The organism is Collinsella aerofaciens (genome assembly GCF_039062365.1).
Lineage (GTDB): Bacteria > Actinomycetota > Coriobacteriia > Coriobacteriales > Coriobacteriaceae > Collinsella.
The window spans coordinates 23,317-40,374 of the sequence record NZ_JBCJBI010000017.1 but is presented as its reverse complement, the minus strand read 5'-3'; the positions used below and the strand labels follow the sequence as shown (position 1 = coordinate 40,374).

The 17,058-nt window shown below is 55.8% G+C and carries 14 protein-coding genes; all 14 read left to right on the top strand.

The window, feature by feature from the left end; genetic code table 11:
* Positions 1 to 256 precede the first annotated feature (256 nt).
* The 14 genes from ABCN01_RS08420 (at position 257) to ABCN01_RS08355 (ending at position 17,058) form a co-directional block, all read left to right on the top strand.
* On the top strand, positions 257 to 1,414 hold the full coding sequence (locus ABCN01_RS08420) for an AAA family ATPase (protein ID WP_343014251.1): 1,158 nt from the start codon (positions 257 to 259) through the stop codon (positions 1,412 to 1,414).
* Between the two features lies 1 nt (position 1,415).
* A complete protein-coding gene (locus tag ABCN01_RS08415) occupies positions 1,416 to 2,084 on the top strand; it encodes an RloB family protein (protein ID WP_342996821.1) in 669 nt (222 codons plus the stop codon).
* Between the two features lie 314 nt (positions 2,085 to 2,398).
* Entirely contained in the window at positions 2,399 to 3,142 is a 744-nt protein-coding gene (locus ABCN01_RS08410; protein ID WP_342996822.1) for a hypothetical protein, read from the top strand.
* A 48-nt stretch (positions 3,143 to 3,190) separates the two neighbouring features.
* On the top strand, positions 3,191 to 3,763 hold the full coding sequence (locus ABCN01_RS08405) for an AbiH family protein (RefSeq protein ID WP_342996823.1): 573 nt from the start codon (positions 3,191 to 3,193) through the stop codon (positions 3,761 to 3,763).
* A gap of 650 nt (positions 3,764 to 4,413) precedes the next feature.
* Positions 4,414 to 5,514 (top strand): AAA family ATPase, encoded by a 1,101-nt coding sequence (locus tag ABCN01_RS08400; RefSeq protein ID WP_342996824.1) that lies wholly within the window; start codon positions 4,414 to 4,416, stop codon positions 5,512 to 5,514.
* A gap of 2 nt (positions 5,515 to 5,516) precedes the next feature.
* Positions 5,517 to 6,335, top strand: coding sequence for a hypothetical protein (locus tag ABCN01_RS08395; RefSeq protein WP_342996825.1), 819 nt, complete (start codon positions 5,517 to 5,519; stop codon positions 6,333 to 6,335).
* A gap of 295 nt (positions 6,336 to 6,630) precedes the next feature.
* Positions 6,631 to 8,769, top strand: a complete 2,139-nt coding sequence (locus ABCN01_RS08390) for a DUF4118 domain-containing protein (protein ID WP_342996826.1) — start codon at positions 6,631 to 6,633, stop codon at positions 8,767 to 8,769.
* A complete protein-coding gene (locus ABCN01_RS08385; RefSeq protein WP_342996827.1) occupies positions 8,766 to 9,671 on the top strand; it encodes a tetratricopeptide repeat protein in 906 nt (301 codons plus the stop codon). Before ABCN01_RS08390 ends, ABCN01_RS08385 begins: the two co-directional genes overlap by 4 nt.
* A complete protein-coding gene (locus tag ABCN01_RS08380; protein ID WP_342996828.1) occupies positions 9,668 to 11,548 on the top strand; it encodes a DUF2194 domain-containing protein in 1,881 nt (626 codons plus the stop codon). The genes ABCN01_RS08385 and ABCN01_RS08380 overlap by 4 nt, the downstream gene beginning before the upstream one ends.
* Positions 11,545 to 12,972 carry a GT4 family glycosyltransferase PelF gene (gene pelF, locus ABCN01_RS08375; RefSeq protein WP_342996829.1) on the top strand — a complete coding sequence of 476 codons (1,428 nt, stop codon included), beginning with the start codon at positions 11,545 to 11,547 and terminating at the stop codon, positions 12,970 to 12,972. The genes ABCN01_RS08380 and pelF overlap by 4 nt, the downstream gene beginning before the upstream one ends.
* A gap of 3 nt (positions 12,973 to 12,975) precedes the next feature.
* The gene (gene pelG, locus ABCN01_RS08370; RefSeq protein WP_342996830.1) at positions 12,976 to 14,520 is read left to right on the top strand and encodes an exopolysaccharide Pel transporter PelG; all 1,545 of its coding nucleotides are present in this window, start codon (positions 12,976 to 12,978) and stop codon (positions 14,518 to 14,520) included.
* Positions 14,510 to 16,279, top strand: a complete 1,770-nt coding sequence (locus ABCN01_RS08365; RefSeq protein WP_342996831.1) for a CotH kinase family protein — start codon at positions 14,510 to 14,512, stop codon at positions 16,277 to 16,279. Before pelG ends, ABCN01_RS08365 begins: the two co-directional genes overlap by 11 nt.
* On the top strand, positions 16,266 to 16,541 hold the full coding sequence (locus ABCN01_RS08360) for a VTC domain-containing protein (protein WP_342996832.1): 276 nt from the start codon (positions 16,266 to 16,268) through the stop codon (positions 16,539 to 16,541). Before ABCN01_RS08365 ends, ABCN01_RS08360 begins: the two co-directional genes overlap by 14 nt.
* Positions 16,510 to 17,058 carry a polyphosphate polymerase domain-containing protein gene (locus tag ABCN01_RS08355; protein WP_342996833.1) on the top strand — a complete coding sequence of 183 codons (549 nt, stop codon included), beginning with the start codon at positions 16,510 to 16,512 and terminating at the stop codon, positions 17,056 to 17,058. The genes ABCN01_RS08360 and ABCN01_RS08355 overlap by 32 nt, the downstream gene beginning before the upstream one ends.

Below are 17,058 nucleotides of genomic sequence, written 5' to 3'. Positions count from 1 at the left end.
GGGTATCGGGTTCCCACATTCATCCGCACATGTGCGGATGAATGTGGGAGGTGTTCGGATAAAGTTGATAATCAAGGATTACCTGTATTCCTCTATTCTAAGTTCAGTAAACTCTTGATTGACTAAACTTAAAGTCTATAATCAAAGAAAAAAACTGAAATATCTTTTCAAAATAATGAAAGGAATGTTGAGGACGATGCTTTGCCAGTTCACCTTCAGGAATTATAGATCCTATCGCGACGAGGCGGAGCTTTCCATGCAGGCGACTTCGATGAAGGAGTTTGAGCGCTCTCTCATCGCGTGTCCCGACGGGCAGAGCTTCTTACCGGTGGCTGCGGTTTACGGGCCCAATGCAGGTGGCAAGTCCAACCTTCTAGAGGCTCTCGATTACGTTCGTTCGGCAGTGGCTAGACCGGTCAGGATGTTGTCTGCCCGTGATGGGGGACTCGATGAGGAGTGTCCCTTGATGCCTCGATGTTCAGCGTTTGAGTTTGATGACGTGTCTGTTTCTGAACCTACTGAGTTCGAGCTCTATTACCGCGCAGGCAATCATGAGTATCGCTATGCCCTGTCCGTGCATGCGGATGAAATTGTGTATGAGGGCCTATGGCGACGTAAGCTAGGGGCGTCACGCTCGGCGATGCTGTTCGAGCGCGAGGGCGTTGAGATTAAACTTGGCCCCACACTGCGTAAGCTCGCGACAGCCGCATCTTTTAATCCGAGTCTTCCGTACCTGTCATTTCTCTGTATCAACTTCGATGCCCCGGTGGTCAAGGAAGCTGCCAGCTGGTTTCTTAACGGGGTGTTCTTGAACTATAACTGCTCGTTTTTGGAGCGGGCGCTTGAGCAGATACTCGATGAGGCTGACTCGCCTGAGATCACGCGTTTTCTTAGCGCTGTTGACGTGCGTATCGATGGTTTCAGGGTTGAGAAGGCCTCGGAGGGCCGTAATCGACGCGTGTTCGTGAGGCATAACGTGGGTGGCAAGCACTATGAGCTGCGCTTGCCCGAGGAGTCGGCCGGCACTCAGAAACTCTTGGGGCTGGCGGCTTTTTTGCTGATAGCTTTCAATCGCGGTGCTACCGTTGTGATAGACGAGCTCGATGCCAAACTGCACCCGAAGCTCCTTCGTTATGTGATCCTGCTGTTTAAGGATCCTGAGGTCAACAAGAGTGGTGCGCAGCTCATCTTCTCGTCCCAGGATGTGTCAACCATGCGAAATGACGTGTTCCGCCGCGACGAGATATGGTTTGCAGCGCGCGGCGAGGGGGAGGCGAGCCAGCTGTGGTCGCTTGCCGATATCCACGAGGCAAACGGCAACCTGGTCAGCAGGAATGCGGCCTTCGACAAGCAGTATCTATCCGGCCGTTATGGTGCCGACCCGTACCTCACTCGAATTGAGGAGTGGGATTAACATGGCGGCGAAGAAGTCGAAGAACTGGCGCAGCGGCAAGCGAGAGGTCCGCTCGCGCATGGTCCAGATGACGCGTCATCTCGTAGTGAGCGAGGGCAAGGAGACCGAGCCTCGCTACTTTGAGGGTGTGCGTGCGGCGTTAGGCGCGGCGAACGAGCGTAAGGTTGCCATTGTCGTTAAGGGAACCGGCAAACACACGCTTGATCTGCTTGACTTCGCCGTCGAACACTGCTGCTATGCGCCCGAGACGTTCGACCATGTGTGGCTCGTGTATGACAAGGATGACTTCCCTGCGTCCGACTTTGACGCGATGGAGCGCAAATGCACCGAGCTCTCCGATGGATCGAGGACCTTCCACGCGTTGTGGTCGAACCCCTGCTTTGAACTGTGGCCGCTTCTGCACTTTCGCTACACGACTGCGCACATGTCTGCATCTGACTGCCAGCATTCCCTCGCTCAGGAGATGTCGAAAAGTCTGGGCATCGAGTACCGCAAGAACTTGGACGGGCTGTTCGAAGCGGTGGACGATAAACGGGGCGAGGCACTTCAGCGTGCTGGGCGCCTCGATACGTACCATGGGGAGCTGGGTAACATTAAACCGTCTGCGCAAAATCCTGCAACCAGAGTGGGCGAAATATTCGATGTGATTGGGCCGTATCTGGTTGGATAGTCGAGTTCGATCAGGTTTGCTAGGGCGTGGGGTTCATGAAAGATGTTACATGCTGACTTGCTGTCTTGAATTGGCCCTTTGGGACCCGGGCATTAGAGTAGGGCCAGCGGTACTGACGTAGTCAACCTACGGGCCTGCGTCCTGCGGAGAGGCGGCTGTTCTTTTGGATGGCCGTCTTTCTTCATTCTGCTTATTGTGGGGGGCTTATTACGCCAAGGTTGGCGGACATAAATTCGTTAATTACATCAGAATGGTCTGGATGCCTGAGCGTTATCTGACTGAGAATGAGTTTAAACGGTGTATTAAGGACTAATGTGAGTGCAGAAGATATCAGGCTTACCGGTGAGGGCGATGGGAAGAGATGCCGCAATCACCACCTTATAGTGATTGGCAATGGCTTCGATCTTTCCTGTGGCTTGGCGTCTTCATTTAAAGATTTCTTTGAGCCTCGGATGAGGGTTATTGGCTCTCTTGTTTCGGAAGGGGGCGCTTACGATTATGAAGCCATCAAAGCGAGGGGCCTGACTGCTTGGGATCTAATTCTTAGAAGTCGAAAGGACATGGAGGCAAGAGCCTTCAATGTGAATTGCTGCGATGTCGAGACGTCTATTGCCAATGTGTTTGGCATCAACCTGCCCGAGGACGGCATCGACGATGAGGGCGTAATGATTTCCGACTATGCCGTCTCGTTCGGTTCTTTGCAGGACTACTTTTATCTAGCAAATGAAGCGAACGATCTCGATGCAAGTGACTACATCGAGAATCGGGTCGACGAAATTGAACGGCTCAGAGACGGCATCGACTATGGCGATCAAGGGGTTCTTTCTGAGCTGGGCATTGAAGCTTCTGAAGACTCGGATGTCTCAGAGGCATATTTCGATTTATTCAGAGAGGGGTCTCAACTTTTGGGGCACAGGCCCAATCCTTGGACCGAACGTGTTGGGCATTACCTCGCTTCTGTATTCCCTCGGGTCCTTGAGGATCCCGAGGGGCGGTTATCTTCCATCCTCATGTCAGAACTCGAGCGTATGGAACACTACTTTAATTGCTATCTCTAAGATGAGGTTGCCCGCAAAGATGGCTATTCAGATTGTTCGGACAACTTAATGCGTAAGCTGATTGAGCATACCGTGGTGGCCGATGGTATGCCCGATGATGCGGTGACTGTTCTCAACTTTAACTACACGTCTCCATATCGGTGGCTTAAACAGCGGTTTGGGGATGCCGATCTTGTCAATATCCACGGCATGCTTGATGGTGAAAGCATTTTTGGAATCGACGGTTCCGGTAATTTGGATAATCGGGATATCCTCCCGTTCACCAAGACATATCGTGTGTTGAAGTCTGCTCGAGGGGTTCCAAGTGGCTCGATTGCTTATCCTTCGCAAAGGGGAGGGGATGGTCTTAAGACATCTTCGATTATCTTTTTTGGCCATTCGCTCTCGCGAGCCGATTATTCGTACTTTGAGTCCATTTTTAGCACGGTGGATTTGTATAACGGGCATACCAGCCTGGTCTTCCTATACTCAAACTACGCCAAGGGTGTTCGCGAGTCAGAGGTGGCCAAGGTACTTGCCCTCCTTGATTACTATGGCAGTTCGCTCGGTATTGCTGGACGTAGCAACAACCTCGCACACAAGCTCATGCTGGAGGGCAGGCTCGTCGTTCGGGAGATTTAGCCTGTGGGGGTTCGAAAGCATCGCTTGGGCTATCATAGGCACACAATGAAAAACAGAAGCCTGCTTGCTAAGGCCAAAGTTTTGTAAGGGGGTTCCTTCCCAATGGAGGGCATCCCCTATTTTTATGACGTCTCGACCTTGAGGTCTCCGTTGAAAGACGCGCCTGTAGACAAGCTAAGGATATCAACTAGAATAAAGTCAATTGCGGTGGAAGCCTTCGGGCGACACCTGAAGAGGGTTGATGCGTCGGCCCTCTTTTTGTTTGCATGTAAGACTCGGCCTATCAAAACTTATATCCCAGTTGGGAAAAGGCGAAATTGCGGGTGTTTTTCTGCCAGCATGTAACTTTACTGATGCGTTGTTGCTCAGCCTTAATTCGCTACGGTTTGTCGGTAAAGGATTGACTGGGACTGGGCTTTTCCTTACTGTTCCAGCTGTGATGAGGCCTTGCGACGGTACGTCCGGCTTGGTCCGTGGAAACCGCCGAAAGGCGGTTTTTGCGGTTAAGGGCTGTTTTCCAGCGGCTTTCGTAGCGGGTATTCATGGTCCGCATGGACTCTGCTCACATTACTTTTCTCGTAATGGAGTATTTGATGAGACTCTCCTATCTCTTGCCGTAATATAATTACGGCAAGAGATAGGAGAGTCTAATGCTTAAGTGTTTTACTGTTGAGGGCTATAGGAATTTTTCGACTCCGGTTTCATTTAATTTTGCAGCTTCTCGTGATTACCAGTTTGCAGAAAATAACGTTAAAAACGGAACCGTGAAAACCGCGCTTCTGATCGGCAGAAATGCGTCTGGTAAATCGAATTTCGGTTCAGCTTTATTCGACATTACGTTCGGCTTTCCAGAGGCATTCGATTATTCTGACCAGGATGCTCGTCTGTTTTTGAATGCTGATTGTGGGCGAGGCGCGGCACAGTTCACTTATGTCTTTGAATTTGACGGTCGCGAAATCAATTACAGCTATGAGAAGACTTCTCCGACTACTTGGCTTCATGAGAGCCTATCGATTGATGAGAGTCTCATTTTCGATTTCAATAACGCACGCGGCGTTTTCGAAGAGAACCATCTTGAACGAATCGGTGCTGCTGGGATCAATTTTGAATTCTCCGATACTTCGTTGAGCCTTCTTTCATATATAACGAGCAGTCTTCCAACTAATGTTTTAGGTGTCTTGGCGGAGTTGCGACGATTTGTCTCGCGCATGAGGCTGATTCGCATGGACTTTTTTCGATTAAAAGGGTTTGAAACAAGAAGGGTAATCGACAAGATCATACGCGAGAACAAAGTTGCGGAATTCGAGTCATTTATTCGCAATTTTGGAGTCGATGAGTCTCTGATCGTTATTAAAGAGTCCGACGGCTCGCCTGTTCTGTATTTCAATCACCCTATTCGATGCATCCCGTTTGTCGAGGCATGTTCTAGCGGTACAAGAACCCTGGTTAAGTTGTTCTCTGAGCTTGAGCTTAACGAGTCGGCCAGTTTTTTGTTCATAGATGAGTTTGACGCTTTTTGTCACTTTGAGATGGCAGAGAGCCTTTTGAAGTTCTTTGCTTCAAAGGCATCGTGTCAGATACTGTGCTCGACCCACAATACCTCGCTTGTTAAGAATGGCGTAATGAGGCCTGACTGCGTTTATCAAATCTCTGCAAAAGGGGGCATTCGTACTTTGGCCGATTCCACCGATCGCGAGTTGAGGCTTGGCAACAACATTGAGAAGCTCCTCCGTGCCGGAGAGTTTGACTAGTCATGAACAATGCGTCCGTAAAGAACGTCCTGCTCATTGTCGAAGGTGCTAAACGCGAGCCTCAGCTGATGGAGCGCATGTTTGATACTTTTAGCCTCGCAGATGATCATCAAATTGTTCATGTCGAGATTAATGTTCATGACTTTCTAGACAAGCTCTTTCAAGAATACGGTTGCGATTTTGAGGCCGTTGATCTTAGGTCCTTTGTTGCCGAGCTTCTTCCGGATAAAGATGATGCGACAGAGCTTCTCGAATCCAGTTTTACTGACACCTTGCTCATATTTGACTTAGATCCTCAAGACAATCGGCACGATTTTAAGCGGCTTGAGCTAATGCAAGACTATTACTGCGATAGTACTGATATGGGTCAACTATATCTAAGCTATCCATCGGTTGAAGCATATCGTGATTTTGATCCCCTGAAGTATCGCTCTCTGGATGATGCCCTTGTTCCTTCAGATGTGATTTTTGGTCAGCGATCTTATAAGGACTGGGTTGCCAGGAGGGGAGATTCGCTTGCAGATATTGGGCGTATTGATGGTTTTACATTTGCTTGCATTATTGCCGTCCATGCCCTGAGGTCGCTTTTGCTAACCAGTGAGCAGGTGACGCAAAATGCAAACGAGTCTGTGGCTGACTTGGCTGCGGCTGTGGCCGGCGTCGACCATTCTGAACTTTTGCTCAAGGAGATTGGTCGTTTGCAGAACGGTTCATTTTGTGCTTGTTGCACCTGCATTTTCTTTATCGCAAATTGGCCCAAGAGGCTTAACGACGTTTGGAACAAGGCGATTAAGAGGGGCTTGGGTATTCGTTTGCTCTAAAGAACTCCCTCCGCCTTTTATTTTCGGAAGTGCGGGGAAAAATCGAAACTCGCCGAGCATAGCCCGATTTTAGGTAACAAAATCGCAGGTCGCGGAAGTCTAAATAGGGGCTTGGTCGGCAGTTCTCGGATTTTCACCGCACTTCCGGATTGGGCGCTCATTTAGCGCTCTCGATGTCCCCACATCCTTTAAAAAAGTTCTTAAAACAGCCTTAAAGGCGCCCCAGCTCGCGTTGACAGCGTAAAATACGCATGTTTGACTATGACAAAAGTGGTTTTTAGGGGAGGAGTACGCCATGGAGGTGCTGGTTGTTGGCAACACCGCATATGTTGACGATGACTTTTGTGCCAAGGCGTTCCCCGGGGACCATGTGCAGGTCGTAGCCGCGCAGGACACGCGCCGCGATGAGTCGTCGCCCCATGCCTCGTGGAAAGAGCTGCTTCAGCACTTGGACCAGGCCTACGAGTTCGACCGCGTGGTCTACCTGTCTAATTACCTTACCCCGCATACCGATACCGTGGGCGATATCGAGCTACTGCGCTCGGTCTTTCGTACGTGCGCGGGTCGCCGGGTCCAACTACTGTATGTAGCGGGGCCCGCGGGTGCCGAGGGTGCCGCCGATGCCGCGGGGCGAACGGGCAAGGGCATTATCGCGCACGCAGCCAACGACCTGTGCCGCTACTACGCTGCTCGCGAGGGCGTTCAGACCAAGATCCTGCGCGTGCCGTTCCTGTATACCGCGTCTGCCGCGCTGGAGGACCCGTTTTTGGTGCCGATGTTCGACGCATGCTCAACCGGATCGGCCGCTCTGCAGGGCGCGCAGGATGCCGCGTTTCCCCTGCTGTGTGCCGAGGAGCTTTCGGTGCTGGTACGCCGTATCTTCGACAGCTGGAATGGTAACTTTGAGACGCTCGACGTAGCCGATACCTTCCATCATACGGCGGGCGAGGTGGGCGAGGCCCTCAAGGCACTGTTCCCAGGGCTCTCAGTTGCCTATGGCGATTCCGCCGGCTACACCCTGCCCGCCAGCGACGTCGCTCGCGTGCACTATGGCTGGTTTCAGCGCTACGACTTGCTGCGCGATCTTTCGACCATTCAAACGCGTTGGGATGCTGGTCGCGCAAAGAAGGTCAACCCCTTGCGCGCCGCCATCGACCGCATCCAAATGCGCACGCTGCCTATTAAATGCCTGGAGACGGCAGCCGCCTGGGTCCTGTTCGAGGTGCTTGAGCATCTGTTCTCCCTATCGGCCCAGCTCAACGTGCTCGATTATCGCCTACTCTACGTGGTGCTGATCGGCACGCTGTATGGCTTGGACTTTGGCCTGGTTGCGGCGCTGCTGGCGTCGGTGGGTTTGGCCGCGAGCTACTTTACTCAGTACGGCTATACCTTCCAGGGCCTGTTCTACGAGCCGTCCAACTGGCTGCCGTTTATTGCGTACTTTGTGGTGGGTGCCGTGTGCGGCTATGTGCAGCTGCGCAACAGCGAAGCCATCAGGGCGGAGCGCGATCAAAACGAGCTCGTGCGCAACCGCAATACGTTCCTTACGCAGCTCTACCACGACGCGATCGAGGATAAGCGCGCGTACAGGCGCCAGATCGTGGGTCGCCACGACAGCTTTGGCAAGATCTTTGCCGTGACGCAGGAGCTCGACGTGCTCAACCCGCGCGACATCTATCGCAAGTGCTGCGAGCTTCTGGGCGAGATCCTCGAGAACGATTCGGTGGCGATCTACCATGTTTCGGGCGGGGCATTTGCGCGCCTGGTGGCAGCAAGTCCCGCGATTGCCGAAGATGCCGCACGCTCGCTCACGCTTGAGCAGCTTGCATCTCTTTTGGGCGACGGGGGTCGTTCGAACCTGTGGGTGAACCGCGAGCTGACGCCGGGGCTTCCCATGTTTGGATACACGATCGAGCGCGACGGGGCACCCGCCGTGTTGATCTTTGTGCGTAGTGCAGCCGAAAACCAAATGACCCTCTATTATCAAAACCTGTTCCGCATCTTGTGCGGCCTGGTCGAAAGTGCGCTGGGCCGTGCCTTTGATTATGAGGCGGTGGCGCAGGATAAACGCTGCGTTGACGGCACTTGCGTGCTCAAGCAGGCTGCCTTTGGCCAAGAGCTCGCGGCGGAGCAGGCGCTGGCAGATAGCAAGATGGGGAGTTTTTTGCTCCTGCGCGTGGTACCGGGTATGGAGCCTGTCGGCGATCTGGTGGGCGCAATTGGGTCGGCAATCCGCGAGAGCGACGCGGCGGGCTTGGTCGACGGCGACGTGCTCTACCTGCTTATGCGTCAGGCAAAGGCGTGCGATCTGCCCATTATCCGCGAGCGCCTGAGCGCAAAGCATATTGCGGTGGAGCCCGTCGACGGCGAGGACATCGTGGCGTTGCTGCAGCACATCTCTTACACCGGTGACGGTGAGGGGGGTGCCGCTTGATCTCGCTTGTCGTTGCTGCCGTCTTGCTGCTGATTCATGCGCTGGTTTGCCTGATGCTGTGGACGCTCATGAAGCTGGGCCTGCTGCCGGTGCGCGGACACATGCTGGCTGTGATAGTGCTGGTGCCGCTGTGGGGCCCGTTGCTGGTGGTTCTGCTATCGGTCCGAAGCGCGGTGTTTGGTGAGGGGCTGAAAGAGTCTGCGCTGGAGTCGCTGCGCTTCAACGATGATCTGCATCGCAGTATGTCGGTACCGAGTGGTGAGGACGATGCAGGCGTAGTGCCGCTCGAGGAGGCGCTCATCGTCAACGACCCGGCATACCGGCGCCGCCTAATGCTCTCCATGCTCACCGAGGAGCCCGACGCGTACCTAGCGCAGTTGCAGGCGGCTAAGCTTAACGACGACGTTGAGGTGGCGCACTATGCCGCGACGGCGGTGGCGCAGATCTCCAAGGAGTCCGACCTTAAGCTGCAGCAGCTGGAGCGTGCCTTTAAGACGGACCCGAGCGCTCAAAACCTCAACGAATACTGCGATTTTCTTGGTGAATACTTGGGCTCGGGCTTGGCTGAGGGGCGCGTGGCTCAGATTCAGCGCCAACAGTACGCGCTCCTGCTTGCGCGTCGCTGCGAGCGCGAGGATACCCTTGAGCTGCGCATTCGATACGCGACGGCGCTGGCCGATGTCGGACAGATCGACGAGGCGCAGGCCGTGACCGACCAGCTGGTGCTCGACGTGCCCGACGAGCAGGAGGTTTGGATGCTTTGCCTGCGCCTGGCCGTGATGCGCCGCGACGGTGACGAAGTCAACCGTGTGATCGATGCGATTGACAAGCAACATGTGTATTTAAGCGCCGACAACCGCGAAAAGTTGGCGTTTTGGCGCGACGGGGAGGAGGCCAGATGAGCGTGGCGCAACATATCCGCGACCGAGCAGGCCGCTTTCGTTGGATGGGACTCCTCGTGGTGTGGGCTGTTTTTATCGTCATGGCCGTCGTGCTGCTGGTGGAGCGTGCCGGCGTGCAGTACAGTGCGGGCCAGCATAAGCTGGGGATGCTCGCCGCCAACGATGCGGTGCCGGCCTCCTCGGCAATCTTTGGCCAAAAGCCCACGTGCCTGGTCATTTCCGATTCCGATCAAGCTGGCGTCGAGGACGTAAAGGAACAGTTCGACCAGATCCTGCTTGACATGAAGATCGCGCACCGCGACGTGGACCTTGCCCTGGATGGTGCGGATGCCATTCCCTCACTGACCTCCTTCGATCGCGTGATTTTGCTCATGCCGTCGCTCGATGGGCTCGGTACGCACCTAAGCGACATTATGAGTTGGGTGAGTGCCGGCGGTTCGCTTATGCTCGCCATGCCGCCGGATAACTCGAGCTATCTGCAAGTGATTGCCTCCAAGCTTGGCATTGAATCGGCCGGATATGACTATGTAAAAGCCGAAAGCATTGTGCCGAGTGAGGACTTTATGCTGGGCGGGGGAGAGCGCTACGAGCTCTCGGACCCCTTTGATTCGTCGCTTTCGGTATCGCTGCGCGAGACGGCGCGTGAGTGGGCTAAGACTGGCGATGCGGGCGCCCCACTCATTTGGTCTAATGACTGCGGTAGCGGGCGCACCGTGGTGTGCAATATCGGTATCTATGACAAGGTCATGCGCGGTTTTTACGCCGCGGCGATCAGCTTACTGGGTGATGCCACGGCCTATCCGGTCATCAACAGCGCCGTGTTCTATTTGGACGACTTTCCTAGCCCCGTGCCCTCGGGTGATGGTACTTATATCAAGCGTGACTACGGCCTTTCCATTGCGGATTTTTACACCAAGGTCTGGTGGCCCGATCTGCAAAAGCTCGCGCAAAAATACGGCATTCGCTATACCGGCGTGATGATCGAAAACTACGAGGACGCGGTCAACCAGACCGAGCCCGCGCGCCAACCCGATACCACGCAGTTTCGATATTTTGGCGGCATGCTGCTGCAGATGGGCGGCGAGCTGGGCTTTCACGGCTACAACCATCAGCCGCTCGCGCTCTGGGACACCGACTACGGCACGCTGTACGTCTACAAGACCTGGAAGAACAAAGAGACGCTCGTCGCTTCGCTCAACGAACTTATCGCGTTTCAGGACGAGGTCCTGCCCAACGCTCATGGCTCGGTTTACGTACCGCCGTCGAATATCCTTTCGGTCCGAGCGCGCAAGCTTATCGGCACCGACGTTCCGCGCATTAAGACCATCGCCAGCACGTATTTTGAGGACGGCACCGACCTGCCGTACGTACAGGAGTTTGGCGTGGCGAGCGATGGCATTGTGGAGCAGCCACGTATTGTTTCGGGCGGCATGGTCGACGATTCCTATATGCGCCTGGCTGCCGTGTCCGAGCTCAACATGCACTACGTGAGTACGCATTTTATGCATCCGGACGACCTGCTGGATCCCGATCGCGGCGCCAGGCAAGGCTGGGAGGTCTACAAGGGCGGCCTGACCGACTACCTGGAGTGGCTTACCAAGTCTGCGCCCGACCTGCGGCACCAGACGGCGTCGGAATGCTCCGGTGCCATCCAGCGCTTTTCGTCCGTGACGGTGAGCGTGGATACCAGCGCGGATGCCTGGACGCTCAGCCTGGGCAATTTCCACGACGAGGCGTGGCTCATGTTCCGCGCCAACAACGGCGAGCCGGGTGCGGTGACGGGTGGCGAACTGACGCACCTTACGGGCAATCTGTATCTGCTTAAGGCAAATGATATGACCGTGACGATCGAACGCAAGGAGGGTGGCGACAAATGAGAATCTGCTTGGTACTTGAGGGTTGCTACCCCTATGTGCACGGCGGCGTGTCCACCTGGATGCACGGCTACATTACGGCCATGCCCGAGCACGAGTTTGTTCTGTGGGTGATCGGCGCGCATGCTGCCGACCGCGGCAAGTTTGTCTACGAGCTGCCCGGCAACGTGGTCGAGGTGCACGAGGTGTTTCTGGACGATGCTCTGCGGCTTTCGGGCGAGCAGCACGAAGCCAGTTTTGACGACCGCGAGCGCGAGGCGCTGCGCCGCCTGGTGTCGCTCTCCAATCCGGACTGGGATGTGCTGTTCGATATCTTCCAGCGCCGTCGCGTGCATCCGCTCTCGTTTTTGCAGAGCCGAACGTTTATGGACATCTTCCGCGACGTGTGCCTGACGGAGTACCCCTACACGCCCTTTGCCGACGCATTCCACACCATGCGCTCTATGCTGCTGCCCGTGCTCTATCTGTTGGGCAGCGAGGTGCCGGTGGCCGATGTGTACCATGCCATCTCGACCGGCTACGGTGGTCTGCTCGCCTGCCTGGGCTCAAGCGTTCACCATGCGCCGGTGCTGTTGACCGAGCATGGCATCTACACCCGCGAGCGCGAGGAAGAGATCATTCGCGCCGATTGGGTGGTGCCGTCGTTCAAGGACCGCTGGATCCGCTTTTTCTACCTGCTTTCGGAGGAAATCTACCGCCGCGCCTTCCGCGTGACGAGTTTGTTCCATAACGCCCGCAAGACGCAGGTCTATATGGGCTGCGATGCGGACAAATGCCTGGTTATCCCCAACGGCATCCAGTTCGACCGCTTTAAGGATATTCCCTTAAAGCCCGATGACGGCTGGGTGGACATTGGCGCGGTGGTGCGCTTGGCGCCCATCAAGGACGTCAAGACTATGATCTATGCCTTCTTTGAGCTGCACGAGCGCCTGCCCCGCGTGCGCCTGCACATTATGGGCGGCGTGGACGACGAAGAGTACGGCGCCGAGTGCCACGCGCTGGTCGAAACCCTGGGCGTGCACGACCTGATCTTTACCGGCCGCGTCAACGTGGTCGAGTACATGGAAAAGCTCGACTTTACCATTTTGACGAGCATCTCCGAGGGCCAGCCGCTCAGCGTGCTGGAGTCGCTTGCAGCGTGCCGTCCCTGCGTGACGACCGAGGTGGGCTGCTGCCGCGAGCTTCTCGAAGGCGCCCCGGGCGACGACTTTGGCGTGGCGGGTTTTGTGACGCCGCCTATGTATCGCAAGGGCTTGGCCGATGCCATGGAACGCATGTGCACAAGCCGCGCTCGTCGCATTGAGATGGGGGAGCGCGGCCAGCGTCGCGTTGCCACATACTTTTTGCACGAGCAGATGCTCGCCAACTATCGCGCGCTGTACGACGAGACGGCGTGTGCGTTTAACCTGCCCAGAGAGGGGGAGTAGCCGGTGGCCGGAATCGGTTTTGAGCTCAAACGCCTGTTTAGGCGCAAAGGTCTGTTTGCCACGATGCGCGCCTATGGCTACGCCGGCATTGTGTGCACGGGCCCCATGCTGCTGGGCGTGCTGCTTCAGGTGGGCATTTTGGTGCTGTGCGGTCTGTGGGGCGTGGGTCGCGCCAACCAGGACTTGCTGGTGTGCATGGTGACCTATACACTGCTGGCCTCGCTCACGCTCACGAGCTTTTTCTCCATGCCGGTAACACGCTTTTTGGCGGACATGCTGTTTGCCGAGCGCGAAGAAGAGGTCTTGCCCTCGTTTTGGGGTTCCAACGCCATCATGCTCGTTGTGGGCACGGTGCTCTACGGCGTCTTTTTGCTGTTCTCGGGCTCCACGCTGCTGCAGGGGCTGCTGTGCCTGTGGCTGTTCAACATTATGATCGTCAACTGGAACGGCATGAGCTATCTCACGGCCATCAAGGATTACCGCGGCATTCTGTGCAGCTTTGCGGCCGCCATTGGCGTGGCGTGTCTGTGCGCCCTGGCCGCGCTGGCGCTGGGGCTGCCGCCCGTCGAGGGCCTGCTGGCCTCGATCGCCCTGGGCTACGGTGTGATGCTCGCCTGGGATGTGGTGCTGCTGTACCGGTATTTTCCTCAGAGCGATCGCAGTCCCTGGCTCTTTTTGCGCTGGCTCGACCAGTTTATGCCGCTGGCACTCACGGGCCTATTTACCAACCTGGGACTCTTTGCACATCTGGTAATTATTTGGGCCGGTCCCATTGGCGTGCAGGTCAAGGGCTTGTTTTATGGCGCACCCTACCACGATGTGCCGGCGCTCATCGCGTTTTTGACGATCCTTGTCACGACCGTCAACTTTGTAGTGTCGGTCGAGGTCAACTTCTATCCGCGCTACCGCGACTACTACAGCCTGTTTAACGACGGCGGCGTGGTGGGCGACATTGTGGTGGCCGAGGAGGAAATGCTCGCCACGCTCAACCGGGAGCTGCGGTTTTGCGCGCTCAAGCAGCTATTTGTGACGGCAGCGGTCATCTCGCTCGAGACTACGGTGCTCTCGGCCCTGCCACTGGGCTTTAACAACCTGATGCACGGGTATTTTCGTACGCTGTGCGTGGGCTATGGCCTGTATGCCGTGGGCAATACGGTGATGCTCATCTTGCTGTACTTTACCGACTACAAGGGCGCCGTGCTTGCCTCCGGGCTGTTCGCGGACGTGGCGGGGCTGGCGACCATCGTCTCGCTGTTCTTTCCGCAGCAGTTTTATGGCTTTGGCTTTTTGCTCGGCGCGGCGGTGTTTTTTGTTGTGGCGCTCATGCGGCTCGATACCTATACCGCCAACTTGCCGTATCGTATCCTGAGTCAGCAGCCCATCGTGGCGACCGACAAGACGGGTCGCTTTACGGAGCTGGGCTGCTTGCTCGACCGTGCCGAACAGCGTTACGAGGAGCTGCGTCTAGAGGGCGAGCCGCATGGTGCGTTTGAGCGCGCGGTTGTTCGCGTGTTTCGCAATCGTTGGGGAGGTCCTGATGACCGATAGGATGATATCGCGTCGCCGCTTGATCGAGGCGGCTGCCGGCACATTGCTGCTTTCGGGCTGCTCTTCGCAGGACGAATCCTCGACAAAAAAGACCAAGAAGCAGGACAAGATTAAAAAGGCCGATGCGTCTAGCGAGACCAAGCATCTTCGCGACAAGGATGAGCTGTACGAGGTTTACGACGACTCGGGCATCGTATGCATGTACCTGACGGTCTCGCGCGGCAATAGCTCCGAGAACACCGATCATAGCTGGACCGAGATCAATACCTACTCGGTCTACGACTATGCCGACATGGGCGTGACACGCTATCAGGTTATGGGCCTGCTGCAGCCAGGCGATGATAAAGGCCCCGTTGCTGGCGAGGTGGGCTATGGCGAGGAGGCACCCAACGCCACGGTGCAGGTGCGCGGTCAGACGTCGAGTACCTATACGCAAAAGAACTACAAGGTGGAGCTCAAAAAGGGCAAGGGCACGTGGCGCCAGCAGCGTGCGATTGCGCTTAACAAGCACATGGGCGAGGGCATGCGCTTTCGTAACAAGATGGCCTACGATCTGATTCGTGGCATTCCCCAGATGATGGGCCTGCGCACGCAGTTTGTGCACTTATGGGTGTGCGACCAGACCGAAAAATCTAACGACACCTTTGAGGACTACGGACTGTTTACGCAGGTCGAGCAGCTCAACAAGACGGCGCTCAAGGCCCACGGTCTGGATAAGAGCGGGCATCTCTATAAGGTGAACAGCTTCGATTTCCATCGCTTTGAGGACACCATTAAGCTCACCGATGACCCCGACTATAACCAGACGGCGTTTGAGGGCATGCTCGAGATTAAGGGCGATTCGGACCATACCAAGTTGATCGAGATGCTCGATGCGCTCAACGACGAATCGCAAAAGATCGATAACGTGCTCGACACCTACTTCGATACCGAGAACCTGGTCTATTGGATGGCGTTTCAGATCTTGACGGGCAATTGCGACACGCAGAACCGTAACTGCTATCTGTACAGCCCGCTTAACTCCAAGGTCTGGTACATCCTGGATTGGGATAACGACGGCATGCTGCGCAAGCTCGAGTTGAGCCTGACGGGATTCTCGGATTATGCGAGCTGGGAGCGCGGCGTGAGCAACTACTGGGGCAACGTGCTGTTTAACCGCGCGTTGCGCAGCAAGTCGTTCCGCAGCGAACTCGATAGCGCCGTCAAGGACCTGCGCTCGTATTTGACCGAAGAGCGTCTGAGCAAGATGGTCGAGCATTATCGCGAGGTCACGGAGCCGCTCGTCTTTGCTGCGCCCGACCTGGAGAATCTGCCCGTGACGAAGGACGAATACGAGCAGATTGCCGCGGCGATTCCTTCTGAGATCGAGGAGAACTATAAGAGCTTTCGCGAGAGCTATAAGAAGCCCATGCCGTTCTACATTGGCGTGCCGCAGATCGATAACGGTAAGCTGCGCATCAACTGGGATGCGTCCTACGACTTTAAGGCGCGCGATATTCGCTATACCGTGGAGCTTGCGCGCGACTATGCCATAAGCGACGTGGTCTTTAAGGCCGAGGATGTGCTGCTGCCGGAGGTAACGTGCGATGCGTCCGATGCCGGCCAGTATTTTGTGCGCGTACGCGCCACCAACTCCGACGGCTATACGCAAGATGCGTTTGACTACTATGTGACCGACGGCGGCAAACAGTACGGCATGAAGTGTTTTTACGTGCAAGACGGCGGTAGGGTCGTGGAGGACACGTATGAGGAGGGCTAGCGCGCTTCTCGAGCGCCTGGCGGCACCTCCCGTGCGCACCACGCAGGAGCGTTATCGCCATGAGCTCAAGTACCTCATTAACGAGGGTGAGCACGCCGCGCTTGCCTGCCGCATGGCGCCTGTCTTTAAGCTGGATAAGCATGCGCAGGCGGGCGGTTACACCATTCGCAGCCTGTACTTTGACGACTACTGTAACTCGGCCTACGAGGAAAAAAGACGCCGGTATCCTCATGCGCAAAAAGTATCGCGTGCGCATCTATAACGGCAGCGACAAGGTGATTAAGCTCGAGCGCAAAAAGAAGTACGGCAGCTGGATCTACAAGGAGGACGCGCCGCTCACGCGCGACGAGTTTGAGCAGATCCTAGCCGGCGACTACGACTTTTTGCTGCGGAGCCCCCACCAACTCTGCCGTGAGTTCTACATCGAGTGCATCTGCAACATGATGCGCCCGCGGACAATCGTGGACTACGAGCGCGAGCCGTGGGTGATGGATGAGGGCACCGTGCGCATTACGTTTGACATGAACGTTCGTGCCGCGGTGGGAAGCTTCGATATCTTTGACGCGACGCTGCCCGCGCTGCCGGTCCTGGAGCCCGGCAAGCTGGTGATGGAGGTCAAGTTTACGGAGTTTTGCCCGCAGTTGGTGCGCGATATGGTACCGCCGGGCGCGGCCGAGCTCACGGCGGTCTCCAAGTACTGCCTGTGTTACGAAAAGACCGCCTACTTGCGCGGCTTTAACTACTGGGAATCGGATTTTGAGAACCGAGGGGATATTTAG